The sequence below is a fragment of the Actinomadura latina NBRC 106108 genome, assembly GCF_001552195.1.
In the GTDB taxonomy this organism is placed as follows: Bacteria; Actinomycetota; Actinomycetes; order Streptosporangiales; family Streptosporangiaceae; genus Spirillospora; species Spirillospora latina.
Window position 1 is genome coordinate 946,771 of record NZ_BCQS01000003.1, and the last position, 24,143, is coordinate 970,913.

A 24,143-nucleotide genomic window follows, 5' to 3' on the forward strand; every position below is an offset into this window, starting at 1 on the left:
CTACCGGCGGGTGTCGCGCGGGACGGAGCGGGCGGCCTCCAGCCGGCGACGGCGCCGCAGGACGACGAACAGCGCCATGATCGCCAGCAGCGCGCCGGCCGCGCCGCCGCCCAGGAGCAGCCACCTGCGGGACGCGTCGTCCGAGGCGAGCGGGGCGTCCGGCAGCACGCCGCCCGAGTCGCCGTCCTTCTTGGCCTGCCTGATGTCGCCGGGCGGGACGAGCGCGCCCACCGGCTGCACCTTGCCGCGGGCCGCGAAACCCCAGTCCAGCAGCTTGGCCGCGTACGGGGACGGCGGCCGGTCCGCGCGCATCAGCGAGATCACGATCGTGTGCCCGCCGCGCCGGGCCTCGGCGACGAACGTCTGCTGGGCCGCGATCGTGTAGCCGTTCTTGCCGCCGATCATGCCGGGGTAGGACTGCCGCTCGCCCGGCAGCATGTGGTTGTGCGTGTGGATCGGGTAGCCGCCGACCTTGAGGCCCTTCTTGCGCTGCTTCTTGGTGGGCGGCGCCGGGAACTTGATGTCGACGGCCTGCATGTACGCGCGGTACTGCGGGTTCTTCATGCCCTCGCGCAGGATCAGCGCCAGGTCGTAGGCCGAGGTGTGCTGGGTCCGGACGTTCAGCCCGAGGTCGCGGTCGAGCCCGTTCGGCGACCCGGCGAGGGTGTCGTGGGCGTTGATCCGCTTCGCCTCGGCGTTCATGTCGGCGAGGGTCTTCCGCACGCCGCCGTCCGCCTCGGCGAGCGTGAACGCCGCGTCGTTCGCGGACATCATCAGCATCGCGTGGAACAGGTCGGAGACCTTGTACTGCATCTTCGGCGTCAGCCCGACCTTGGTGCCCTCGACGTCGCACGCGTGCTGGGACGGGCGGACGAGCCGGCCCGGGTCCAGCTTGGGTATCAGCGTCAGCGCGGTCAGCGTCTTGATCGTGCTGGCCGGGAGGTAGCGCCCGTGCGGGTCCTTGGCGGCGAGGACCGCGCCGGTGTCGGCGTCCGCGATCAGGTACGAGGCGGCCTTGATCTTCGGCAGCGCCGGGATGCCGGGCGCCTTGTTCACGACCACGCCGCGACCGGCGAGCTGCGGCCCGCCGACGGTCTCGGCCGTCGGCGCGGCCGATGGTGCGGCCACCGGGCCCGCCGCCGGAGCGGCCGCCGCGGCGGGTGCCGCGACCAGGGCGGGTGCGGCGGCGACGGCCCCCACCGTGACCGGAATCGTGATCACCGTCAGGGCGCGGCGGACGCCGGCCGGCCCTCGTCGCTCGGCTCGCAAGCTCTCGACGCTCCTCTTTCCCGTGGGAGCCGCTTCGCTCCCGACGCGCAGGCGCCCAACGCCCATGACTCCCCCGAAGACTAGGCGACGTATCCGGCGAAGGGGTACCCGACCGCGAAGACGGCAAGCACGGGATGGACGCGACGCATGACGCAGACGTGATATGACGGTACGTAAGGGACACCAAACCTTGGTCACGGTCCGTCATCGGCGGTATTTTGGGACGGGCTGACTAGTTCGATCTAGTGGTGTCCCGAACAAGATCGATGACCGAAAAGTAGGACCCCGGGGCGTCCGCCCCCCGCCCGCATGAGTCAAATGATCCGCAAAGGGCATGGACACCCGGCAGGGTGGCGGGCACGAGCGCCATCATGGGAGCGAACACGTGACCTGGGCCCGGCGTTTGTCCAGGCTTAGGGACCCGCTGGCTGAATTGCGCCACGTGCCACGCAACGACCTGCAAGGATTGTGGACGGAGGTTGGCCGTGGCCATTGACTTCAACGTATCGAACGGGGCGACGCTCGGCGTCGAGTGGGAGATCCAGCTCGTCGATGCGGAGACCAGGCACCTGCGGCAGGACGCACGCGAGGTGCTCGCCGCCCTGCCCTCGCTCAGCCTGGACGGCGACAATCCCCGTATCCGCCACGAGCTCATGGAGTCGATGGTCGAGGTCGTGACCGGCATCTGCAGCACCGTGGGGGAGGCCAAGGCCGACCTGTCCGGCACGCTCGGCGCGCTGCGGGCCGCCGCCGCCGACCGCGGCATCGCGCTCGCCTGCACGGGCACCCACCCGATCAGCGACTGGCGGGACGCGGTGATGGCGCCCATGGGGCGCTACGCCCAGCTCGTCGAGGAGATGCAGTGGCTGGCCCGGCGCATCCAGACGTTCGGCGTTCACGTCCACGTCGGCATCTCCGACGGCGCCAAGGCGATCCCGATCGTCAACGCGCTCTCGTCCTACCTTCCGCACTTCCTGGCGCTCACCGCGTCCAGCCCGTTCTGGAGCGCCGGTGATACCGGCCTCGCGTCCTGCCGGGCGGTCGTCTTCGGCCAGCTGCCGACGGCCGGACCTCCCCACTCGTTGGACGACTGGGCGGCCTTCGAGGATTACATGGCCACGCTGATGCGTTCGGGAACGATAAGGAGCATCAAAGAGGTCTGGTGGGACATCCGCCCGCATCCCGACTTCGGGACCGTCGAGATCAGGATGTTCGACGGCATCCCCACCCTCCGTGAGGTGGGCATGGCGGCGGCGCTGTGCCAGAGTCTGGTCACGCTGTTCGATCAGCAGCTCGACCGGGGCTACACGCTGCCGAGACCGGCCGCCTGGGTGGTGCGCGACAACAAGTGGCGCGCGACCAGGTACGGGCTCGACGCCATCGTCATCACCGACGACAGCGGCAACACCGCGCCGCTGCGGGACGAGCTGTACGAGCTGATCCGGGAGCTGGAGCCGGTCGCCGACCGGCTCGGCTGCGCCGAGGAGCTCAAGGTCGCCGGTGAGGTACTGGAGCACGGGGCCCCGTACGAGCGGCAGCGCGCGATCCGCGCCGGGGGCGGAACGCTGGAGAACATCGTCGACGCGGCGATCGCGGAGCTCGCGGAGGACCGGTTCGTCACACTGGGGGAGGTCGTACATGCCGGAGCCTGAGAGGCCGCAGCGAACGGCCCGTCCCGGTGAGCTGGCGGGCGCGACGGACCCGGTCGGCCCCGTGAACGCTTCACCGCCGAAGAGCGAACAAGTAGCAGAGAACGTTCCCGAGAACGAGAACACCACCGGGCGGACGCCGTTCGGCTCCGCCGTCGCGCAGGGGGCGCAGATGACACATCCGGGACCCGGGGTGATGCCCGGCCCTGAACCAGCAACCGTCGCGGACCCGGCGGATCGGGAGGCCGGCGCGGCCGGCCGCCTGAACGGGGCCGCGGCATCCGGTGCGGCGGTGTCCGCGGCCGGCGTGCCCGGGGCGGGCCATGCGGGCGTGCCCGCGGTGCTCGGCGGGGCCGTCCTGCAGCCGCAGCTCGACGCGTTCCTGGCCGCGCACGAGGACGAGCTGATCGCGTTCCGCCGGGACCTGCACGCGCACCCCGAGCTGGGCTACGCCGAGCACCGGACCACCGCGAAGATCGCCGAGCGGCTGTGCGCCGCCGGCCTCGACCCGGTGGTACTGCCCAAGGGCACCGGTCTGTTCTGCGACATCGGCCCGGCCGATGGCACCACGGTCGCGCTGCGCGCCGACATCGACGCCCTCCCGCTGGCGGACGAGAAGGAGCACGCCCCGTACCGGTCGACGGTCCCGGGCGTCGCGCACGCGTGCGGCCACGACGTCCACACCACGATGGTGCTGGGCGCGGGCCTGTTCCTCGCGCAGCAGGCCCAGGCGGGGCTGCTGCCGGGCCGCGTCCGGCTGCTGTTCCAGCCCGCCGAGGAGACCCCGGGCGGCGCGCTGGACGTGATGGCCGCCGGCGGCATCGCGGGCGTCGACCGCGCGTTCGCGCTGCACTGCGACCCGCGCATCGAGGTCGGCCAGCTGGGGCTGCGAACCGGCCCGATCACCGCGGCCTGCGACAAGGTCTACGTCAAGGTCACCGGCCCCGGCGGGCACACCGCCCGGCCGCACCTGACCGCCGACCTGGTCTACGCGCTGGCCAAGATCGTCACCGAGCTGCCGTCCGCGCTGTCCCGGCGCGTCGACCCGCGCTCCAGCCTGTCGCTGGTGTGGGGGCGCGTGTCCGCCGGGTCCGTCGCCAACGCGATCCCCGACGACGGGATCGCCGAGGGCACCGTCCGCTGCCTGGACGACGAGGCGTGGCACCGCGCGCCGGAGATGATGAAGGCGCTGCTGCAGTCGGTGGCCGCCGCCTACGACGTGGAGGCGTCCCTCGAATACGTCCGGGGCGTCCCGCCGACCGTGAACGAGGCGGCCAGCGTGCAGATGTTCCGCGACGCCGCCGCGCAGGTCATCGACGAGGAGGGCGTCGTCCCGACGCCGCAGAGCCTCGGCGGGGAGGACTTCGGCTGGTACCTGGAGTCGATCCCCGGCGCGCTCGCCCGGCTCGGCGTCCGCACCCCCGGCTCGTCCGGCGAGTACGACCTGCACCGCGGCGACTTCGACGTCGACGAGCGGTGCATCGCGGTCGGCCTGCGCGTGCTGAGCGCCACCGCGCTGACCGCGCTGTGGGAGGGCGGCCGCCCCGGCGACACCGAGCGGATCGAGGGCGCGGCGATCGCCTGACCACCGCGTCACGCAGTGTGACCTTCCGTCTCCCGTCGGTACCCCGTGACCTGGCACACCCATGTGTCCGCCCTGGCCACCGACGTCGTCGCTGACCTGTGGCGATATGCGTACGCATTGGTAACGGACCTATTGCGAATCAGTGCAGGCGGGAAGTTTGCCCGCTTTCGCGGGGTAGCGTCCGATCGATTTCGGTGACCGGACCGGTCGCCGGACCGTGGGTGGGAACGGAAGGAGCGCTACCTTGCGCCGTGGACTGAAGACTTCGCTCGTCACCGTGACGGGTGCGGCGCTGCTGCTCAGCGCTTCCGCATGCGGTGGCAAGAAAGCGGACACCGGTGGCGGTGGTGACGAGGGCGCCAAGAAGACCCTCAAGATCGGCCTGGCCTTCGACATCGGCGGCCGCGGTGACCAGTCCTTCAACGACTCGGCCGCCGCCGGGCTCGACAAGGCGAAGAAGGACCTGAACGTCCAGACCGAGGAGATCTCGGCCAAGCCGGACGAGCCGGACTCCGACAAGGAGTCGCGCCTGCGGCTGCTCGCCAACAAGGGCTACAACCCGATCATCGGGGTCGGCTTCGCCTACACCACCTCGATCGTCAAGGTCGCCAAGGACTTCCCGAACACCAAGTTCCTCGTCGTCGACGCCGACCAGTGCAAGGTCGAGGGCGCCAACGTCAGCGGCGCCTGCTTCGCCGAGGAGCAGGGGTCCTACCTGGTCGGCGCCGCCGCGGCGCTGAAGTCCAAGAGCGGCACGATCGGGTTCATCGGCGGCGTCAACGTGCCGCTGATCCAGAAGTTCTTCGCCGGCTACCAGGCGGGTGCCAAGGAGGCCAAGCCCGGCATCAAGATCCTGCCGCCGAAGTACCTGACGCAGCCGCCGAACTTCAACGGCTTCAAGGACACGAGCCTCGGCAACGAGGCCGCCAAGGGCCAGCTCGACCAGGGCGCGGACGTCATCTACCACGCCGCGGGCGGCGCCGGCATCGGCGTCATCAAGACCGTCGGCGCGGCCGGCAAGTGGGCCATCGGCGTCGACTCCGACCAGTACAACCAGCCCGCGGTCGCCGGGGTGAAGGAGCACATCCTCACCTCGATGGTGAAGCACGTGGACGTGTCGGTGTTCGACTTCGTCGAGGGCGTCGCCAAGGGCACGTCCAAGGCCGGCACCAAGACCTACGACCTCAGCAACGACGGCGTTGGCTACTCCACGTCCGGCGGCAACGTCGACGACATCAAGGCCAAGCTCGAAGAGCTGAAGGCCAAGATCGTCAGCGGCGAGACGAAGGTCCCGACCAAGGCCTGACCCGGCGGTCCGGCCGTGCCGCACCGGGAGCCACCCGGCCGGGTGGCTCCCGGTGCGCACCGCGTCCACCGTCGCCGACAGCGCGTCCTAGGCAGGAGGAGGGGCACTCGTGCCTGAGCAGGTGCCGGCCGTACGGCTGACATCGATCACCAAGCGGTTCCCCGGAGTGGTGGCCAACCGCGACATCAACCTCACGATCGAGCGCGGCGAGGTGCACGCGCTCTGCGGCGAGAACGGCGCCGGCAAGTCCACGCTGATGAAGATCCTCTACGGGATGCAGAAGCCGGACGAGGGCACCATCGAGGTCGGCGGCGAGCAGGTCTCCTTCCGGACGCCGGCCGACGCGATCGGCCGCGGCATCGGCATGGTCCACCAGCACTTCAAGCTCGCCGACAACCTGACCGTGCTGGAGAACGTCGTCCTCGGCGCCGAGCCCCGCGCCAAGGGGTGGCGGCGCGGCCGGATCGACTTCGCCGCCGCCCGCGCCAAGATCAAGGAGATGTCGCAGGCGTACGGGCTGCACGTCGACCCCGACACGCTGGTGGAGAAACTCGGCGTCGGCGAGCGGCAGCGCGTGGAGATCCTCAAGGTCCTCTTCCGGGGCGCCCGCGTGCTGATCCTGGACGAGCCGACCGCCGTGCTCGTCCCGCACGAGGTCGAGGAGCTGTTCGGCAACCTGCGGGAGCTGCGCGCCGAGGGCCTCACCGTCCTGTTCATCTCGCACAAGCTGGACGAGGTGCTGACCGTCGCCGACACGATCTCGGTGATCCGGCGCGGCACCACCGTCGCGACGCGGCTCGACCCGCACGAGGTCACCTCCCGGCGGCTGGCCGAGCTGATGGTCGGCTCCGAGCTGCCGACCCCGGAGCTGCGCGAGTCCACCGTCACCGCGGACGTCGAGCTGGAGGTCAGCGGGGTGACCGTGCTGACCGCCGAGGGCCGTCCCGTGGTGGACGACGTTTCGCTGCGCATCCGCCGCGGCGAGATCGTCGGGCTGGCCGGCGTCGAGGGCAACGGGCAGACCGAGCTCATCGAAGCGATCATGGGCGTCCGGTCGGCGGACACCGGGACGATCGTCTACAGCGGCGACGACATCACCCACTGGTCGACCCGGCGGCGCCGCGAGGCCGGCATCGCCTACATCCCCGAGGACCGGCACCGGCACGGGCTCGTCCTCGAAGGCTCGCTCTGGGAGAACCGGATGCTGGGCCACCAGACGCAGAAGCCGAACGTCCGCGGCCCGTGGGTGGACCGGCGCGGCGCCCGCCGCGACACGACCCGGATCGTCCGGGAGTACGACGTCCGGACGCCCGGGATCGACGTGCCCGCCGCCGCGCTGTCGGGCGGCAACCAGCAGAAGCTCATCGTCGGCCGGGAGATGTCCGGCGACCCGCACCTGCTGATCGCCGCGCATCCGACGCGCGGCATCGACGTCGGCGCCCAGGCCGCGATCTGGGAACACCTGCGGCAGGCCCGCGCGGACGGGCTGGCCGTGCTGCTGATCAGCGCCGACCTTGAGGAACTCATCGGAATGTCCGACACCCTGCACGTGATCCTGCGGGGCCGGCTGGTCGCGGAAGTCGATCCGCGGACCGTCACCCCCGAGGAACTCGGCTCCGCCATGACCGGCGCGGGCGGCGCCTCATGAGCGGGCCGAAGGACCCGACGCCGCCGGGCGAGGACCCGTCCGTGCCGGGGCAGCGCGAACCGGACGAATCGGAGCGGCCGGACGAGGCGCCGCAGGGCCCGGAGGCCGGCGAGCCGCCGGCGTCCGGCCGGACGGCGACCACGCCGGGCGCGGCGGAGATCGCCGCGGTGCCGGCGTGGAAGGCGATCCTGAAGGGGATGGGCCCGACCGGGCTCGGGCTGAAGATCGGCGCGCCGGTGCTGGCGCTGCTGATCTCGCTCGGCATCACGATGATCCTGCTGCGGGTCACCGGCGCCGACCCGATCAGCTCGATCCGCAGCATGATCGACTACGGCACCACCGAGAACTCGATCGTCGACATCGTCAACCGCGCGACCAGGTACTACCTGTCGGCGGTCGCGGTGGCGATCGGGTTCCGGATGGCGCTGCTGAACATCGGCGTGGACGGCCAGTACCGGATCGCCGCGTTCCTCGCCGCCGCGCTCGGCGGCGCGCTCACCCTGCCGGCGCCGTTCGGCCAGCTGCTGGTGATCGTCGCCGCGATGGTCGTCGGCGGGCTGTGGGCCGCGATCGCGGGCGTGCTGAAGGTGACCCGCGGGGTCAGCGAGGTGCTGTCCACGATCATGCTGAACGCGATCGCGACCGGCGTCATCGCCTACCTGCTGAACGACAAGCGGCTCGCCGAGGTCCGGCCGGGCAGCAACAACGTCGCGACCCCGCAGATCCCCGAGTCGGGACGGGTGGGGCCGCTGAACGGGTTCCTGTCCTCGATCGGGATCGACCTGCCGGGCGACGTGTACGGGCTGCTGCCCCTCGCGGTCCTCGTCGGGATCGTGTTCTGGGTCGTCATCAACTACACCCGGTTCGGGTTCGACCTGAAGATCTCGGGACTGTCCCCGTCCGCCGCGCAGTCCAGCGGCGTCAACGCCGGCCGCATGATCGTCTACACGATGATCGCGTCCGGCGTGGTGGCCGGCCTGATCGGCATGCCGGAGCTGCTCGGCGCGTCCCACGAGTATTCGCTGAACTTCCCGGCCGGGCTCGGCTTCACCGGCATCACGGTGGCGCTGCTCGGCCGCAACCATCCGGCCGGCATCGCGCTCGCGGCGCTGCTGTTCGCGTTCCTCGACCAGACCTCCGACGTGCTCCAGGAGGTCGACGTGCCGAAGGAGATCGTCGGCGTCATGCAGGGCGTGGTCGTGCTGACCGTCGTCATCGTGTACGAGCTCGTCCGGCGCTGGGAGATCCGGCTGCAGCAGCGGACCGTCGCCGCCGAGCTGGCCACCGGCCACGACCTGGCCCGCGAGGCCGCTGGGAGCGCCTCATGAGCGCCGTGACCGAAACGGCGGCCGTCAAGAAGACCGCCAACGGCAAGTTCCAGCTGCGCTGGCCGCACTACCTGCTGATCATCTCCGGCCTGCTGGTGCTGCTGTCGCTGGTCCGCGTCGTGGACGACGCCGACCCGGTGACGTCCAGCGGGACGGTCAGCGCCGCGCTGCGCCTCGCCGTGCCGATCTTCCTGGCCGGCCTCGGCGGGCTCTGGTCCGAACGCTCCGGCGTGATCAACATCGGCCTTGAGGGCATGATGATCCTCGGCACCTGGACGGGCGCCTGGGCCGGCTACCAGTGGGGTCCGTGGATCGGCGTCCTCGCCGGGATCATCGGCGGCGCGCTCGGCGGCCTCCTGCACGCGATCGCGACCGTGTCGTTCGGCGTCGACCACATCGTGTCCGGCGTCGCGATCAACATCCTCGGGCTGGGCCTGACGCAGTTCCTGGCCGGGCTGATCTTCGACACCGGCGAGGCGAAGGCCCTGGGCGGCGGCCCCCGGCAGTCTCCACCGGTCGATCCGATCGCGACACTGACCTTGCCGGTGCTGTCCGGCGGCAAGATCGGCGGCTGGCAGAGCCCCGACTGGCTCGGCTCGCTGGAGGACCACCACTGGTTCGTGCTGTCGGACGCCGCCGGGATCGTCCGCGGGCTGACGAGCGACATGTCGCTGCTGACGCTGGTGTCGCTGCTGCTCGTCCCGCTCAGCTTCCTGATCCTGTGGCGGACCCCGTTCGGCCTGCGCATCCGCTCCTGCGGCGAGGACCCGTACGCCGCCGAGTCGCTCGGCGTGCAGGTGTACCGGATGAAGTACGCCGCCGTGATGATCTCGGGCGCGTTCTCCGGGCTGGCCGGCGCGTTCCTCGTCACCGTCGCCGCCCCGCTCTACCAGGACGGCCAGACCAACGGCCGCGGCTTCATCGGCCTGGCCGCCATGATCTTCGGCAACTGGCGTCCCGGCGGGCTCGCCGCGGGCTCGCTGCTGTTCGGGTACACCGACGCGATGAACGTGCGCGGCGGCGGCGAGGCCGTCCACGCGCTGCTGCTGTTCGTGGCGATCCTGCTGATCGCCGTCGCGGTCTGGCAGGGCGTCCGCGCGAACCGGCTGCGGCCGCACGCGATCACCGACCTGGCGCGCCGCGAGATGCGCAACGCCTACCTCGGCGCGGTGCTGGCGCTGGTCTCGGCCGCCGGGCTGCTCGCCTGGTTTCTGATGAGCGAGATCGTCCCCGGCGAGCTGGTCTCCTTCACGCCGCACCTGACGACGCTGCTCGTCCTGGCCCTGGCCAGCCAGCGGCTCCGGATGCCCGCCGCCAACGGGCTCCAGTACCGGCGGGGCGAGGCAAGATAGCGCGTATGGAGATCGACTGGCCCGTCCTGCGCGACGCCGCGCGGGAGGCGATGACGCGCGCGTACTGCCCGTACTCCGGTTTCCCGGTCGGTGCCGCCGCGCTGGCGGACGACGGCCGGATCATCACCGGCTGCAACGTGGAGAACGCCTCGTACGGGGTCGGGCTCTGCGCGGAATGCTCGCTCGTGTCGGCGCTGCACGGCCCCGGCAAGTCGTCGCGGCCTCGCCTGGTCGCGGTGTCGGTCGTCGACAGGCACGGCGACCCGGTGATGCCGTGCGGGCGCTGCCGCCAGCTCCTCTGGGAGCACGGCGGCGCCCCGATGCTGCTGGAGACCGTCCGCGGCATCCAGCCCATGTCGGACGTCCTCCCGGACGCGTTCGGCCCCGACGACCTCATCGAGAGAGCGTGATTCGTGGACGCCATTGACGTCATCCGCGCCAAGCGCGACGGCGGCGTGCTGACCCATGACCAGATCGACTGGGCCGTCGACGCCTACACCCATGGCGCGATCGCCGAGGAGCAGATGTCGGCGCTGGCGATGGCGATCCTGCTGAACGGCATGACCCGGGCCGAGGTGGCGCGCTGGACGGAGGCGATGATCCGCTCCGGGGAGCGGATGGACTGGTCGTCCCTGGACCGTCCGACCACCGACAAGCACTCGACGGGCGGCGTCGGCGACAAGATCACCCTGCCGCTCGCGCCGCTGGTGGCAGCGTGCGGCGCGGCCGTCCCGCAGCTTTCCGGGCGCGGCCTCGGCCACACGGGCGGCACCCTCGACAAGCTGGAGTCGATCCCGGGCTGGAAGGCGTCGCTGTCGAACGCGGAGATGCTGGACGTCCTGCGTTCGGCGGGCGCGGTGATCTGCGCGGCGGGCAGCGGCCTGGCCCCGGCGGACCGCAAGCTCTACGCGCTCCGCGACGTGACGGGGACGGTGGAGTCGATCCCGCTGATCGCCTCCTCGATCATGTCGAAGAAGATCGCGGAAGGCACGGGGGCGCTGGTGCTGGACGTCAAGGTCGGCTCGGGCGCGTTCATGAAGACCGTGGAGAACGCCCGCGAACTGGCCGAGACGATGGTCGCGATCGGCACCGACCACGGGCTGCGCACGGTCGCGCTGCTGACCGCCATGGACCGTCCGCTGGGAAACGCGGTCGGCAACGCCGTCGAGGTCGCGGAGTCGGTCGAGGTGCTGGCGGGCGGCGGCCCCTCCGACGTGGTCGCACTGACCCTGACCCTGGCCCGCGAGATGCTCGCCGCCGCGGGCATTACGGGCAAGGACCCGGCGGACGCGCTGAAGGACGGCTCTGCCATGGACGTCTGGCGCCGCATGATCACCGCCCAGGGCGGAGACCCCGACGCGCCGCTGCCGACCGCCCGCGAGACGCAGGTGGTCACGGCCCCGTCCTCGGGCGTCCTGACCAGCCTGGACGCCTACGGAGTCGGCGTGGCAGCCTGGCGCCTCGGCGCCGGCCGCGCCCGCAAGGAGGACCCGGTCTCGTTCGGCGCGGGCGTGATCTGCCACGCCAAGCCCGGGGACACGGTCGAGAAGGGCCAGCCCCTCCTGACCCTCCACACCGACGACGAGACCCGCCTAGCCCGAGCCCTGGAGTCCCTGGACGGCGCCTACGAGATCGAGGACGGCGGAACCCCGTCCCTGCACCCCCTGATCATCGACCGCATCGCCTGACGGACCAGCGCAAGCCGCGCCGGAGGCCGGCTCCTGCTGAGGAACGAGCCGATCTCGACGGTGCTCACACGTCCTCCAGTTCACGGGCGAGCCGGTCGACGACGTCGCGGACGTCTCGCACCGGTGCGATCAGCCGTCCGTCCGCCCAGGTGAACCACCACCCGGACCGGAGGTAGTCGCACCCGACCTCGACCGTCCTCCCCGACCGTCCGACCACGCTCACCCACGCGACACCCCGCCGCTCAACCACATCGCACGCGAGCTTCCGCCGTGCTGCGACGGCGCCCTGCAAGGTCTCCAGGTGTGAGCGCCGGTCGTTGCGCATCGTGGTAAGGACGCCGGTCGTGCTGTGCTTCCCCGCAGCCATGACTCCATCTCCTCTCGTGGGACGGCGCGGCCGGTGGGCCCGGGGGGACGTCCACCGGCCGCGCCGCGTTCGTGAGGCGGTGGCGCACCCGCCACCGCCACGCGCATCAGCGGTTCCGGACCTGCGCCTGCTCGGCCTGCCGCAGCAGCGCCTTCCGCAGCAGGGGCGCGGTGGGGAACATCAGCGTCGGCTCGACGCCCACCCGGGGGTCGTGCAAGCTGGCGACCCACTCGCCCAGCCGGCCGTCCTGCTTCACGGCGCGCCAGATCCGCCACCCGCCGAAGTCGCCCCGCAGCCGCTCCAACTCCCGCTCATCCCGCTCTCGCACGTCCATCCCGAACCCTCTGATCGCTCGCCTTGACCGATTGGTGTGACCATCTTCACACGGTCGGCTACGCTAAGGAATCGATCGCGCACTACCTGCAATGCACCACAGGCAAGATCGATCGCACCCGCCCCCAGGGTGCAGCCCCCGGAGGTCGAGATGCCCGCGAAGTCAGAGCCCTACGAGGCCCCCGCCATCGTCACGTACGCGAAAGAACTCGAATGGCGCCGGAAGCAGGCCGGCCTCACCAAGAGGGAACTCGCCGAAAAACTGGGCTTCGCCGACTCATACGTCGGCCAGGTCGAACTCTGCAAGAACCTGCCGTCCGACGAGTTCACCGCCGCCCTCGACACCTTCTTCAAGACGGACGGCTTGTTCGAGCGCCTTCTGGAACGCATCAACGAAACCCGCCACCTCGCCGTCCTGCCGCCGGGCTTCCCGGAATACCTCGGCTATGAAAAGAAGGCCAGCCACCTCCGCGTCTTCAGCGCCAACCTGATCAGCGGCCTCTTCCAAACCGAGGCGTACGCGACCACGGTGATCAGTTCGCTGATGGGCTCGGCCACCTCGAGAGTCGTCGCTGAGCGTATGGAGCGAAAGTCGATCTTCGATCGTGACGACCCTCCCCACACCTTCCTCATCTTGGACGAGGGTGTCATCCGCCGAAACGTGGGCGGCAAGGAGGTCATGCGCGAGCAACTCGGCTACCTACTGGATGTTGGACGGCGAAAAAGGACACAACTGCAGATCGTTCCGTACAGTGCAGGCTTTTATTCTGGGCTGACAGGAAGCTCTATCGTCCTTGGTCTGGACGGTGCGCCAGATGTCGCCTATACGGAGTCTTCTGGAGAGGGGATATTCCTGCGCCAGCCCGACAGAGTCGCGCTTCAAGTCGTAAGGTGGGACTTGATCCAGGGGCACACGCTCTCTGCCGAGGAGTCCTTGGCCATGATCCAATACGCGATGGAGCAGCTATGAGCACCTCAAAGACGTCGAATGTCCGGTGGCGAAAGAGCAGCCAAAGCGGTCCTGAGGGCGGCGAGTGCGTAGAGGTCGCGGAGATCGCCTCTGCGGTCGGGGTGCGTGACTCGAAGGACCCAGACGGTCCCATACTCACCTTCGGTGTGGCCGAATGGCGGGCGTTCGCGCAGCACGTGAAGGTGCGCAAGTTTGACCTGCAGGGATAGCGATGACCGCGTCGGACGTCCGCTGGCGCACGAGTAGCCACAGCGACCAGCATGGTGGGGAATGCGTGGAGGTCGCGGCGCTTGCTCCTGCGGTTGCGGTGCGGGATTCCAGGGACCCGGAGGGTCCTCAGCTGGCGTTCGGCGCGGCTGCGTGGTGGGCGTCTGCTCGTCGGGTGAAGGCCAGTGAGGTGTCCTCGCGATCGCGAGGCTCGCGCTTCTCGGTGGCCGCCTAGGCCGGGTAGCGGGTGGCCTCGTCGACCTCTGTGCTGCTCGGGTCCGCGATGACCTGGGGCTTCGGCGGAACCTCCTGGCCGGCCACCGTGTCCTTCAGCGGGATGTGCGGCGGCAGCGTATGCCATCGGTCAGCCGTGTCCTCGTCCCGCTGATCACCACTCATACGACCATCATGCCGCCTCGCGGGCATTTTGGACATCTCCAGCGGCTCGCGAGTAGCTGGAACTCGCGGCATGGTCGCCCGCGTCATCTGGTGTCCCCGTGCAGGGGGAGCGGTATCGGCGTCCGGCCGAGGGACGGACGCCGATACCGGTCATGTCAGGCCGGTGCCATGGCGCCGCTCAAGTGCCGGGCGAAGAAACGCGCGGCGCTGTCGGCCTCGAACCTGGGCATGGCTTTGTGCGCGCCCGCGTTCGCGTGCAGCGTCTTCTCCTTCGAGGCGAAGGCGTCGAACAACGCGAGGCCGGATTGGCGCGGGATGTGCTCGTCGTCCCACTGGAGCGCGAACTCGACCGGAACGGTGATGCGGCTCGCCACCTCGGCCAGGTACTCGTTGTGCCAGAAGAGGCCGAACGCCGCGGCGGTGATTCTGGAGTCGGCCGCCGTCAGCGGCATGCCGATCGCGGTGCCCATGTTGATGCCGTAGTAGCCGACCGGGCCTTCGTCGCCGATCTCGGGCAGCTGCTGGAGGGCGTCCAGGGTCGCCTGCCATTCCGGCAGGGCGCGCTCCGCCAGATGCAGGTTGTAGGGGACGACGATCGGGCCGACGGGCTCGCCCGAGGCCATCGCCCGCTGCATCGCGGCGATCTCTCGCTCGTCGGTCGCCGTGCGCGGCCGGTCGCCGTGGCCGGGCGCGTCGATGGCCGCGACGTTGAAACCGCAGCGGGTGACGAGGAGGTGTGCGCGCCCGGCCGTCGGCGGGGCCTTGCTGTCGCGGCCGCCGCCGTGCCCCAGCAGGACGAGGGGGGCGCGGTCGCCGCCGGAAGCGGGCGTCCAGAGCATGCCGGGGATCTCGCCCACGGCGAATTCGCGTTCGAGGACACCGCTGGACGATGTCTCCGCAGTGAAACGCACAGAGTGCATAGGTTTCGCCTTTCGGGAGTGCCTTGTTGTTGCGGCGCCCCCGGCGACCCCTACGTCAATCGCCCTACCGTGACGACGAGGGGAGCACCCACATCGATACAGCGTTCATGGGTCTCACCTCCTCGCGTGATGTCACGGCCTCCGGCACGTTAACACCCGCCCGCGGCCCGCCCAACTTCTTTTTTTCCGCGGCGCGGGCTTCCTCGCCTGAGAGATGAGTTCGGGCGGCAGGGGGAGTCTGCCTGGTATGACTCGAATCATCGCTGACATCTCGGTGTCCCTGGACGGCTTCGTCACCGGGCCCGACCCCGGCCCGGACAGCGGTCTGGGCACCGGCGGCGAGGGCCTGCACACCTGGGCGTTCTCCGACGACGCCGACGATCGCCGGATCCTGCGCGAGGCGACCGCCCGCTCGGGTGCCGTCGTCCTCGGCCGCCGGCTCTTCGACGTGGTCGACGGGCCGGGCGGCTGGGACGACGACGTCGGCTACGGCGCCGGAGAGGTCGGCAAGCCCGCGTTCTTCGTCGTGACGAGCACGCGACCGGCCTCGGTCCGGCTCACCGGCCTCGACTGGACGTTCGTCACCACCGGCCTGCCGGACGCCATCACCGCCGCCCGCGCGCGTGCCGAGGCCGCCTCCTCGGATACCGGCAAGGACCTCGACGTCGTCCTCATGGGCGGTGGCGCCCTGATCCGCTCGGCGTTCGAGGCCGGGCTGGTCGACGTGCTGTCGCTGCACCTCGCACCCGTCGTCCTGGGCGCCGGGACGCCGCTGTTCACGGGCGGGACGCCGCGCACGCTGGTGCAGCGGACCGTGACCGCGACATCGACCGCGACGCACCTGACCTACGACGTCCGCTGACGACGCCTCAGTGCTGGACGCGGACGACGAGTTTGCCTGCGGCGCGGTTGTGCTCCATGTCGTCGTGGGCCTGCGGCACCTGCTCCAGGCCGTCATAGACGCGGTCCACGGGGAAGCTCAGCCGTCCGGCCTCTCCAACCAGTGGACGGTACGGGACTTCTCCCCCAACGAGTACATACCGAGGGCCGCGACCGCCTCAAGGATCTCCTGGAGCTCCCGCCGAAGCAGGCCGTGCCGTGCACGCGCACCGCACGCAGGGTGTCGGGCAGAGTCGGCGTGCCGACGAGATCGAGGGCCGCGTCGACGCCGTCCGGATACAGTTCGCGCACCGCGGGCGTCCCGCTGGTCATCCTCGCCTCCTGGAACCCGCAAGCCGAGCGGGCAGACGGCGACGAAGCAGGAAACCCAACCGGCGACGGTTGGAATCCCCCGCCTTTAGGCGTGGGGAGGAAGTCAATCCCGGCTCGCGGCGCGAGTGCGGTCGAGCCGCGAGGAGCGCACCATGTTTGCCCGCTGTTCCGGCGCGGCACTAGCTTTGCCGAAGTGGATCTGTTCTCACGCTCGTGGACGGCGTTGCGCGCGGCGGTCGGGGAACTCTCCGGCGACGACTGGGAGCGGCCGTCCGGCTGCACCGGCTGGCTCGTCCGCGACCTGGTGTGCCACCTGGTCATCGACGCCCAGGACGTGCTCATCACGCTGGTCACTCCCGCCGGGGGCGGACCCACCGTGGACTCGGTCACCTACTGGAAGCTCGTCGAGCCCCCGACCGGCGACGACCCGCTCGACGCCCTGATCCCGCGGCTGGCCGCCGCCTACGGCGACCCGAGCCTGCTCAGGTTCCATTTCGACGACGTCGGCTCCGCCGCCGGCCGGGCCGCCGAACTCGCCGACCCCGGCCTCCGCGTCAGCACGCAGGACGAAGTGCTGACCGTCGGCGACTATCTGTCCGCGTACGTCATGGAATGGACGCTGCACCACCTCGACCTGATCGCGCACCTGTCCTCGGCCGCCGGACCGCCCGCCGAGACCCTCGCGGCCGCGCGAGCATCGCTCGAAAAGATCGCAGGAGCGCCGTTCCCAGCCTCCCTCCCCGACACGGACGCGCTGCTGATCGGAACCGGACGCCGTGCCCCGACGGGCGCCGACAAGGCCGCGCTGGGAGAACTGGCCGCCAAGCTTCCGCTCGTCCTCGGCTGAACTGCGGGACGTCAACCGGCGAGCGAACACCACACCGCTCGGGCGCTCTCGCTCTCGATGTGGCGAGCCACCACGAATCCGAGGCCGCGCTGACCAGCCTCAACCTGGCGCCAGCCGCAACCGGCGCCACACCACGGCACAGACGGCTCCGGCCAAGCGTACAACCGCATCAGGCGATCACTGAAAATCTATGGTGTTCAAGGTAGATATCCGGGGCGGGATGGGGTAGTGTTCCTGTCATCGAAGAGGAACAAGTCCAGCAGACGCGGGAGAGGACGAACTGCCCGCACAGATGGATGACGCGGGCCGGGCGTGCCGGGGTCAACGCAGTGGAAGGGACCTCGGCAGCCGGCCTCGCGGACGGCGGCCAACGGGCCGCCGGCAGTACGACGGCAAGTGGCAACAACGAACAGGTAACGCAGGTAGAGAACACGGAAGGAGGGTCTCGGCACCATCGGGATCGCCCGTCGCAGGCAGCTCCAGTCACGCCGCACGGGTACCGCAGCCCCACAGATTGGACGGTGGTTGACGGTCACGTATCCGCGATCCCCGCGCCCTTGCCGGAACAGGCCGGCGCGGAAGACAACCGGCCGCAGCGCCGGATAGATGGTGTTGTACCTCATGGCCCCGGCGCCGCTCTTCGGCGCCGGGGCCTCGTCGTTCACCCCGAACGCATCCGGCACCGGCCCAAGAGCACTCCACGCAGGTGCACCAGACGACAGTACGGAAGGTTTTGTGAGAGCACCCCAGCCGGTTCAGACCGGTACCCACCCAGCACACCGTGACCCGCGCCCCGTCCCGCCTGGTCCGGTGCGAGGCGCCCCCGGCACCGAGATCGACAGCCGGCTCGACGACAAGCTGGACGATGAGGACTACCCGGCCTACAGCATGGGCCGGGCCGCCGAGATTCTCGGCGTCACCCCCGGGTTCCTGCGCGGCCTGGACGCCGCGAAACTGTTCGTCCCGCAACGCTCGGCCGGCGGCCACCGCCGCTACTCCCGCTACCAGCTGCGGCTGGCGCACCGTGCCCGCGACCTGGTCGACCAGGGCACCGCCCTGGACGCGGCCTGCCGCATCATCATTCTCGAAGACCAACTCGCCGAAGCCCAGCGCATCAACGCCCAGCTGCAGCAGCGCCTCGACCAGGACCTTGGTCAGGCTCCCTGAGCGGGTCCGGCCCGCCGCCGGCCATGGCCGCCGTGCTGCCGCGCCGCGGCGTGTCGTCTGGCCGGTCGGTGCGGCCACCTGCGTAGGGTGCCTGTATAGGGTGCGTGCGTAGGGTGTCGCCACACTCTTGCAGCGAGAGGTACCGGCCCCATGAGGCTCGAACTCACCAAGTACGAAGCCCTGCACGGCTGGGGCGTCGTCAATAACAGCGCCGATTGGTATGCCCAGCGCAACCGCAAGCCCCCCGCGGCCGTACAGGCGGTCGGAGACATCCTCTTCACCGCTTACGACTGCCAGACCAACACCACGACCACGGTCGAACTCAGCGACGACGAGCGCGCGAGCCTCGCCGAGCTGGTCAGCGAACACATCGCGGTGTGGACGAAGCGCGGCCAGGAGAACTCCGCAACACCTCACCTGCGCTCGCTGGTCGCGAAGCTGGGCGGCTGACATACCTGCACCGCCCCCTGTTCCGGGAGGCGACGGCCCAGGGGGAGACGGCGCTGGTGAGCACTTCTGAGGAGCGGGGGTTGCAGCCCGCGCGATTCCTCTATTCGTGGGTGACGGACGATCCGGTGTAGTGGCGGGTCTGGTCGGCGGCGACCAGGTCGGCGAATTCGGTGGCGAGGGGGCTCAGAGCGTCCCATTGGCGGGCGGCCCAGCCGACCGTGATGGGGGAGAGCGCAGGGATCGGGACGGTCCGCACCGCGCTGGACGGTGCGAGCGCAAGCCTCGGAAGGGACGGCAGGACGGCGTGGCCGATGCCGAGTTCGGCGAGGAGGACCGCCGTGTCCCAGTCGGCCACACCTACCGTTTCCGAGGGCGTGCATCCGAGGCGGACGAAGTTCTCCTCAAGGCGCCGGTGTGACGCTGAGTTGGCCGGATGCGCGATGTAGCGAAGGGTGCGCAGGTCGCAAGGGTCGAGTGTGTGCCTGCCGGCCAGCGGGTCGGCGGCGTTGACCACCAGGACCCAGGGCAGGTCGATGACCGGACGTTGCTGGATGTCGGGAACCGGTCCGTCGAGGGTGATCCAGGCCAGGTCCGCCTGCCCGCTGCGCAGAAGGTCCAGGCAACGTCGGGTGGAATGGGCGGATCGGAAGTTCAGGGTCGCTTCCGGATGCCGGTCGCGGAAGGCGGTGATGGCGTCCGGCATGAAGTGCCGCACCGTCACGCCGCCCGTGGTGATCTTCAGGGTGCCGCCGTTGCCGTCGCGGAGCTCCCGGAGCCGGCGGAGGGCGGCGTCGAGGGAGGCGATGCCGGCCAGTGCCGCCTGGTGCAGGATCTGGCCCGCGTCCGTCGGCGAGACTCCGCGGGGCCGGCGTTCGATCAGCGTGAGCCCGATTTCGCGTTCGAGCCGTTTGACGTGCTGGCTGACCGCCGGCTGGCTGCAGGACAGCTCACGCGCGACGGCGCTGAGGTTGCGGCTCTCGCACACGGCGAGGAAGACCCGGAGGTCGTCTAATGTCACCGCTCCAAGGTATCCCTTGGGGATATCCAAGGAAATCCAAGAATTGACTGGAGTCTGCGCCGCCTCCAGGCTGAGTTCTACGGAACCGGAAGGTCTCCGCAAGCGGCGGCAACCCGTCCGCGAACCCTGCGCCGTGCGCTGATGACCCGGGACATACGGCCGGACGGCGAAAGGGCGAGCGGACGGGTGCCGACCTTGGAGGAAGGGGCCGGTATGGAAACCGACGACCCGGCGGCCGAACTCCTGCTCGCCAAGGGGGCGGACCGCGTCGAACATCCGGGCGGCACGCTGTTCGCCCATCTGCGGCGCGTGCACGTGATGCTCGGTGAATGGGGAGCGCGGCCCGAACTCCGTCTCGCAGGTCTCTGCCACGCCTTCTACGGGACCGACGGTTTCGGCGCGGCCCTCGGCCACCACGGGCACCGGGACGAGTTGATCCAAGTCATCGGAGCCGGCGCCGAACGGCTGGTCTACCTGTATGCGAGCTGCGACCGGGCACGGTCATATCCGCATCTGACCTCGCCTGATGGCCCTTTCACCGATCGCTTCACCGGGACCGTGCAATGCCCGCCGCTGCCGGATCGCCGCGACTTCGCCGAACTCACCGTCGCCAACGAAATGGATGTGCTGGCAGCGTCCCCCGAACTGCGTGCCGCGCACGGTGAATCGTTGGCCGAATTGTTCACCGCGTGGCAGCCGCTGCTCAGCCCGTCCGCCAACCGTGCCGTCCAGAACTTCGGCCGGTAGCGCGTGGTCACCGCGCCGCTGGACCTCCGCCCGGCCGGCCGATCAGCGGCGTAGGAGGGCGTTGAGGCGGGCGGCCTGGCGGGTCAGGTGGGCGCGTTCGGCGAGGTTGGGCGCCTTCTGGGCGGCCTCGGCGTACAGGTGCGCCGCGGTCGCGAGGTCGCCGTCGCGTTCGTGGAGGTAGGCGGCCACCGCGGCGTGGCGGGGCAGTGCGGCGTCCAGGGGAGCGAGTGCCGCCAGGCCGGCGCGCGGGCCGTCGGCCTCGCCGACGGCGACCGCGCGGTTCAGCCGGACGACTGGGCTGTCGGTCAGGCGTGCGAGCTCGTCGTACCACTCGACGATCTGCACCCAGTCGGTCTCCCCGGCGGTGGGCGCGTCGGCGTGGAGCGCCGCGATGGCGGCCTGAGCCTGGAACTCGCCCAGCCGGTCGCGGGCGAGCGCCGCCTGCAGGATCTCCACGCCCTCGGCGATCAGCCGCGTGTCCCAGCGGCCGCGGTCCTGGTCGGCGAGCGGCACCAGGCTGCCGTCGGGCGCGGTGCGGGCGGCGCGCCGGGCGTGGTGGAGCAGCATGAGGGCCAGCAGCCCCGGGACTTCCGGGTGGTCGATCACCGCCGCGAGCTGCCGGGTGAGCCGGATGGCCTCGGCGGCCAGGTCGACGTCGCCGGAGTAGCCCTCGTTGAAGACCAGGTAGAGGACGCGGAGCACGGTGGCGACGTCGCCGGGCCGGTCCAACCGCACGCCCGAGACGGTGCGTTTCGCCCGGCTGATGCGCTGCGCCATGGTCGCCTCGGGCACCAGGTAGGCCTGGGCGATCTGGCGGGTGGTCAGCCCGCCGACGGCGCGCAGCGTGAGCGCGACCGCGGACGACGGCGTCAGCGACGGGTGCGCGCACAGGAAGTACAGCCGGAGCGTGTCGTCCACCGCGGGCGCGGAACCGGGGGCCGGCTCCTCGTCGACGAGGGCCTCACGGCGGCGGCGCGCGGTGTCCGACCGGGTCGCGTCCAGGAACCGGCGCCAGGCCCTGGCGACCAGCCAGCCCTTCGGGTCTCGCGGCGGGTCGGACGGCCAGCCGCGGACCGCCTCGACCAGCGCGTCCTGCACGGCGTCCTCGGCCGCCGCGAAGTCGGCTCCGCGGCGGACGAGGATCGCGAGCACGCTCGGCGTGAGGCTCCGGAGCAGGGCCTCGTCCATCTGGGACGTCACTCGGTGATGGTGGGCGGCTCGGTCAGGAACGGACGCAGCTCCAGCCATTCGTGGATCGGCTTGCCGCCCGCCCCGGGGGCGGCCGACAGCTCGCCCGCCAGCTCGACGGCACGCTCGTAGTTGTCGACGTCGATCACCATCCAGCCGGCGATGAGGTCCTTCGTCTCGGCGAACGGGCCGTCGGTGACGGGCGGGCGGCCCTCGCCGTCGTAGCGGACGAACGTCCCCTCGGGCGCGAGCGCCTGACCGTCGACGAACTCGCCGGTCTCCTCCAGCCGGGCGGCGAAGTCGTTCATGTACTGGACGTGGGCCGAGATCTCGTCCGGCGTCCACTGGTCCATCGGCACGTCGTTGACCGCTGCCGGAGCGCCGCGGTAGTGCTTGAGCAGCAGGTACTTGGCCATCGCTAGTCCTCCTCGGTGCTGTGCGACCCATTGTGGGCCGCCTTCACGACCGGGGACGGAGCCGGGAACGGATTCTCGACATCGCCGGCCGAACTTTTTTGGAGACCCTTGCTCCGCGAGGCCCTACTGCTCCGCGAGGCCCTACTGCTCCGCGAGGCCCTACTGCTCCGCGAGGTCCTGCGAGGCCACCGCGGCGTGGTCCGGCCGCAGGGCCAGGAGCTGGCTGGTGTGACCGGGTAGTTCCGCTTTCGCGAGGCCGGTGATGAGGTCCCGCAGCGGCATGGGCTGGTCCACCATGACCTTCCCGTTGGACAGGAGCAGGGTCGGCACGGGCGTGTCGAGTTCGGTTTCGCTGAGCATCGGTCCGCCGAGTGCGCACAGAGCGTCCGCTTGGAGGCGGATGCGGTCCCGGAGCCCCGCGTTGCCGCCGGCGAGCGTGATGACGCGGTCGATGGTCCAGGCGTCCTGAGCCAGGCGGTTGTCGTACGTCGTGATCGTTCCCGTGGCGGCGGAGGAGACGGCCGTGATCGTGGCGGCGTTGATCAGGACGATGTGCGCCAGGATCTGGTCGGCGTTCCACTCGCCGGGCGGGGCGGCGCCGGAGCCGGGCACGGTGGCGGCGGCGTCCAGCAGCGCGCGATAGGCGTCCCGGAGCGGTGCGGTGTCCAGCATGTCTGCTTCCTCTCGTCAGTGTGTCAGGCGTGCGCCTCGGACATCTCCCAGGGCGCCTGCGGCAGGACGTCCCCGGTCTCCAGCAGCGACTTGAGGTTCGCCAGGACGGCCGGCCACCCGCTCGAGATGCCGTCGAGCATCTCCCGGTTGGGGAGGTTCTCGTGGGTCACGGTGAGGCGGACGATGTCCTGGTGCGGCTCGACGAGGAACGTCACGACGGACGGCTCCCGCGGCGGCTGGACGTCCGCGGAGTCCTCGAAGGTGATGACCAGGCGCGCCGGGGGCTCGGCCTCGACGACCTCGCCGACCACGTCGACGGCGTCCGACCCGTCCACGCGCCGGTGCTCCCAGGATGAGCCCGGCTGCCAGTCCGAGACGTTGGCGTGCCCCCAGTAGCGCGCGGTGAGGTCGGCGTCGGTCAGGGCTTGCCACACCTGCTCCGCGTTGGCGCGGATGTAGGTGACATAGACGTAGTTCGGCACGGATGTGTCGGTCATGGCGTACTCCTCTGCGTGGTTCCTGATGGCACTGAGCGCTTGCAGGCGGGGCTTGTCGAACACGGAGATCCAGCGCTCCTCGATCTCGTGGATCGGCGCCGGGTTGAGGTAGTGGAGCCGTTCCCGCCCCCGCCGGACGACGGTCACGAGGTTCGCCCGGACGAGGATGTCGAGATGCTGCGTCGCCGACTGCCGCGCCATGTCCAGGCGTTCGCACAGCTCGCGCAGCGTCTGGCCGTTGTGCTCGCGCAGCCGGTCGAGCAGCAGGCGCCGCGTGGGATCGGCGAGCGCCTTGAAGGCGAGATCCATCGTGTTCGCTTCGGGACTCACCTCTCCATTATGCAGGCATATACCTGCCTAACGTCAACGCCGACCTCCGGACCGGGGGGTGCTGGGGAGCGATCGGGGGTGCAGCGCACCACGCGGTGCCGCACGCATGGACTCAGGTGACATCTGCGGTGTTAACGGCGCTGAGGGTCGTGGGAATGGACGATTCCGTCGGGGGTGGGGAATCTTGCTTTGTGATCGTCCACGTGTGGGACTGGACGTCGCCGGGGCTGGGGCCGTCCGCGATCGGGGTTCCCGGAGAGTTGACAGAGTCCATTACCGGGCCGCCGAAACCCGTTACCCGGTGTGCATCAATCCCGGGGAGATGTCCGCAATAACGCCTCGGCTAGGGATTTGTATCGGATGGGAGAGGCGTACATGCGGCTTGGTTGCGGGCCCGCTCCTAGATCGAATCATTCGTGATCGAGGATCTCCGGACACGAACTTTGCGCGCGCGGTGACATCACGGTCAAGCACGCGGCCCGCGTCGCCGCCGACACCGCCCGGTCCAGTGAGTCGACCCTCTGAGCTGCGCGATCGCCGTGTCACAGGCGCATCTCCGGCCACTGTGACAGTGGGCG

27 protein-coding genes are annotated in these 24,143 nt (G+C 70.4%); 16 read left to right on the forward strand and 11 right to left on the reverse strand.

All coding sequences use genetic code 11. From position 1 onward, the window contains the following. Nucleotides 1-1,269: a D-alanyl-D-alanine carboxypeptidase family protein gene (locus tag AL2_RS05295; protein ID WP_245666331.1), complete on the reverse strand. Its 1,269-nt coding sequence runs from the start codon at nt 1,267-1,269 to the stop codon at nt 1-3. A gap of 485 nt (nt 1,270-1,754) precedes the next feature. Here AL2_RS05295 and AL2_RS05300 point away from each other — a divergent pair, with 485 nt between their 5' ends. The 8 genes from AL2_RS05300 (at nt 1,755) to AL2_RS05335 (ending at nt 11,825) form a co-directional block, all read left to right on the forward strand. Next, entirely contained in the window at nt 1,755-2,921 is a 1,167-nt protein-coding gene (locus AL2_RS05300; RefSeq protein WP_067629681.1) for a glutamate--cysteine ligase, read from the forward strand. Between the two features lie 328 nt (nt 2,922-3,249). Continuing rightward, the gene (locus AL2_RS05305; RefSeq protein WP_376741324.1) at nt 3,250-4,503 is read left to right on the forward strand and encodes an amidohydrolase; all 1,254 of its coding nucleotides are present in this window, start codon (nt 3,250-3,252) and stop codon (nt 4,501-4,503) included. A gap of 244 nt (nt 4,504-4,747) precedes the next feature. Next, the gene (locus tag AL2_RS05310; RefSeq protein WP_067629684.1) at nt 4,748-5,809 is read left to right on the forward strand and encodes a BMP family lipoprotein; all 1,062 of its coding nucleotides are present in this window, start codon (nt 4,748-4,750) and stop codon (nt 5,807-5,809) included. Nucleotides 5,810-5,918: 109 nt separating this feature from the next. Further along, nucleotides 5,919-7,457: an ABC transporter ATP-binding protein gene (locus tag AL2_RS05315; protein WP_067629687.1), complete on the forward strand. Its 1,539-nt coding sequence runs from the start codon at nt 5,919-5,921 to the stop codon at nt 7,455-7,457. Beyond that, nucleotides 7,454-8,785, forward strand: a complete 1,332-nt coding sequence (locus AL2_RS05320; protein ID WP_245666333.1) for an ABC transporter permease — start codon at nt 7,454-7,456, stop codon at nt 8,783-8,785. Before AL2_RS05315 ends, AL2_RS05320 begins: the two co-directional genes overlap by 4 nt. Beyond that, on the forward strand, nt 8,782-10,137 hold the full coding sequence (locus tag AL2_RS05325; RefSeq protein ID WP_067629690.1) for an ABC transporter permease: 1,356 nt from the start codon (nt 8,782-8,784) through the stop codon (nt 10,135-10,137). The genes AL2_RS05320 and AL2_RS05325 overlap by 4 nt, the downstream gene beginning before the upstream one ends. A 5-nt stretch (nt 10,138-10,142) precedes the next feature. Continuing rightward, entirely contained in the window at nt 10,143-10,547 is a 405-nt protein-coding gene (locus AL2_RS05330) for a cytidine deaminase (RefSeq protein ID WP_067629693.1), read from the forward strand. A 3-nt stretch (nt 10,548-10,550) separates the two neighbouring features. Then, nucleotides 10,551-11,825 carry a thymidine phosphorylase gene (locus AL2_RS05335; protein ID WP_067629696.1) on the forward strand — a complete coding sequence of 425 codons (1,275 nt, stop codon included), beginning with the start codon at nt 10,551-10,553 and terminating at the stop codon, nt 11,823-11,825. A 64-nt stretch (nt 11,826-11,889) separates the two neighbouring features. On the opposite strand, the gene AL2_RS05340 is transcribed toward AL2_RS05335, so the two are convergent. Further along, nucleotides 11,890-12,192: a hypothetical protein gene (locus AL2_RS05340; protein ID WP_067629699.1), complete on the reverse strand. Its 303-nt coding sequence runs from the start codon at nt 12,190-12,192 to the stop codon at nt 11,890-11,892. A 106-nt stretch (nt 12,193-12,298) separates the two neighbouring features. Next, the gene (locus tag AL2_RS05345) at nt 12,299-12,526 is read right to left on the reverse strand and encodes a hypothetical protein (protein ID WP_157438009.1); all 228 of its coding nucleotides are present in this window, start codon (nt 12,524-12,526) and stop codon (nt 12,299-12,301) included. Between the two features lie 150 nt (nt 12,527-12,676). Between AL2_RS05345 and AL2_RS05350 the strand changes: the two genes are divergently transcribed. From AL2_RS05350 to AL2_RS36105, 3 genes are read left to right on the forward strand one after another with little or no spacing between them, the layout of a single operon-like run. Then, nucleotides 12,677-13,495, forward strand: coding sequence for a helix-turn-helix domain-containing protein (locus AL2_RS05350; RefSeq protein WP_067629704.1), 819 nt, complete (start codon nt 12,677-12,679; stop codon nt 13,493-13,495). Next, nucleotides 13,492-13,704, forward strand: coding sequence for a DUF397 domain-containing protein (locus AL2_RS05355; protein ID WP_067629707.1), 213 nt, complete (start codon nt 13,492-13,494; stop codon nt 13,702-13,704). Before AL2_RS05350 ends, AL2_RS05355 begins: the two co-directional genes overlap by 4 nt. Nucleotides 13,705-13,706: 2 nt before the next feature. Further along, a complete protein-coding gene (locus AL2_RS36105; protein ID WP_083945945.1) occupies nt 13,707-13,937 on the forward strand; it encodes a DUF397 domain-containing protein in 231 nt (76 codons plus the stop codon). Here the strand turns inward: AL2_RS36105 and AL2_RS37250 are convergent. Then, on the reverse strand, nt 13,934-14,101 hold the full coding sequence (locus AL2_RS37250) for a hypothetical protein (RefSeq protein ID WP_157438010.1): 168 nt from the start codon (nt 14,099-14,101) through the stop codon (nt 13,934-13,936). The two genes, AL2_RS36105 and AL2_RS37250, sit on opposite strands and share 4 nt — an antisense overlap. A 155-nt stretch (nt 14,102-14,256) precedes the next feature. Continuing rightward, a complete protein-coding gene (locus AL2_RS05360) occupies nt 14,257-15,021 on the reverse strand; it encodes an alpha/beta hydrolase family protein (RefSeq protein WP_067629710.1) in 765 nt (254 codons plus the stop codon). Nucleotides 15,022-15,268: 247 nt separating this feature from the next. On the opposite strand from AL2_RS05360, the gene AL2_RS05365 reads away from it, so the two are divergent. Beyond that, complete coding sequence (locus AL2_RS05365) at nt 15,269-15,883, forward strand: dihydrofolate reductase family protein (protein WP_067629712.1); 615 nt, start codon at nt 15,269-15,271, stop codon at nt 15,881-15,883. Between the two features lie 7 nt (nt 15,884-15,890). On the opposite strand, the gene AL2_RS38445 is transcribed toward AL2_RS05365, so the two are convergent. Then, complete coding sequence (locus AL2_RS38445; protein ID WP_439951355.1) at nt 15,891-16,025, reverse strand: zinc-binding dehydrogenase; 135 nt, start codon at nt 16,023-16,025, stop codon at nt 15,891-15,893. Nucleotides 16,026-16,426: 401 nt separating this feature from the next. Here AL2_RS38445 and AL2_RS05370 point away from each other — a divergent pair, with 401 nt between their 5' ends. From AL2_RS05370 to AL2_RS05380, 3 genes are all read left to right on the forward strand, one after another. Next, the gene (locus tag AL2_RS05370) at nt 16,427-17,080 is read left to right on the forward strand and encodes a maleylpyruvate isomerase N-terminal domain-containing protein (protein ID WP_067629714.1); all 654 of its coding nucleotides are present in this window, start codon (nt 16,427-16,429) and stop codon (nt 17,078-17,080) included. Between the two features lie 888 nt (nt 17,081-17,968). Next, nucleotides 17,969-18,247 (forward strand): MerR family transcriptional regulator, encoded by a 279-nt coding sequence (locus AL2_RS05375; protein WP_083946056.1) that lies wholly within the window; start codon nt 17,969-17,971, stop codon nt 18,245-18,247. A gap of 150 nt (nt 18,248-18,397) precedes the next feature. Further along, nucleotides 18,398-18,697: a hypothetical protein gene (locus tag AL2_RS05380; protein ID WP_067629720.1), complete on the forward strand. Its 300-nt coding sequence runs from the start codon at nt 18,398-18,400 to the stop codon at nt 18,695-18,697. Nucleotides 18,698-18,797: 100 nt separating this feature from the next. Here AL2_RS05380 and AL2_RS05385 read toward each other — a convergent pair whose 3' ends face one another. Next, nucleotides 18,798-19,715, reverse strand: coding sequence for a LysR family transcriptional regulator (locus AL2_RS05385; protein ID WP_067629723.1), 918 nt, complete (start codon nt 19,713-19,715; stop codon nt 18,798-18,800). Between the two features lie 213 nt (nt 19,716-19,928). On the opposite strand from AL2_RS05385, the gene AL2_RS05390 reads away from it, so the two are divergent. Further along, nucleotides 19,929-20,462: a DUF6817 domain-containing protein gene (locus AL2_RS05390; RefSeq protein ID WP_067629726.1), complete on the forward strand. Its 534-nt coding sequence runs from the start codon at nt 19,929-19,931 to the stop codon at nt 20,460-20,462. Between the two features lie 42 nt (nt 20,463-20,504). Here AL2_RS05390 and AL2_RS05395 read toward each other — a convergent pair whose 3' ends face one another. From AL2_RS05395 to AL2_RS05410, 4 genes are all read right to left on the reverse strand, one after another. Beyond that, nucleotides 20,505-21,650 (reverse strand): RNA polymerase sigma factor, encoded by a 1,146-nt coding sequence (locus tag AL2_RS05395; protein ID WP_067629729.1) that lies wholly within the window; start codon nt 21,648-21,650, stop codon nt 20,505-20,507. 8 nt (nt 21,651-21,658) lie between these two features. After that, entirely contained in the window at nt 21,659-22,066 is a 408-nt protein-coding gene (locus AL2_RS05400) for a YciI family protein (protein ID WP_067629732.1), read from the reverse strand. Between the two features lie 159 nt (nt 22,067-22,225). Further along, nucleotides 22,226-22,738 carry a hypothetical protein gene (locus tag AL2_RS05405; RefSeq protein ID WP_067629735.1) on the reverse strand — a complete coding sequence of 171 codons (513 nt, stop codon included), beginning with the start codon at nt 22,736-22,738 and terminating at the stop codon, nt 22,226-22,228. Nucleotides 22,739-22,761: 23 nt separating this feature from the next. Next, complete coding sequence (locus AL2_RS05410; protein ID WP_245666335.1) at nt 22,762-23,565, reverse strand: ArsR/SmtB family transcription factor; 804 nt, start codon at nt 23,563-23,565, stop codon at nt 22,762-22,764. Nucleotides 23,566-24,143 lie beyond the last annotated feature (578 nt).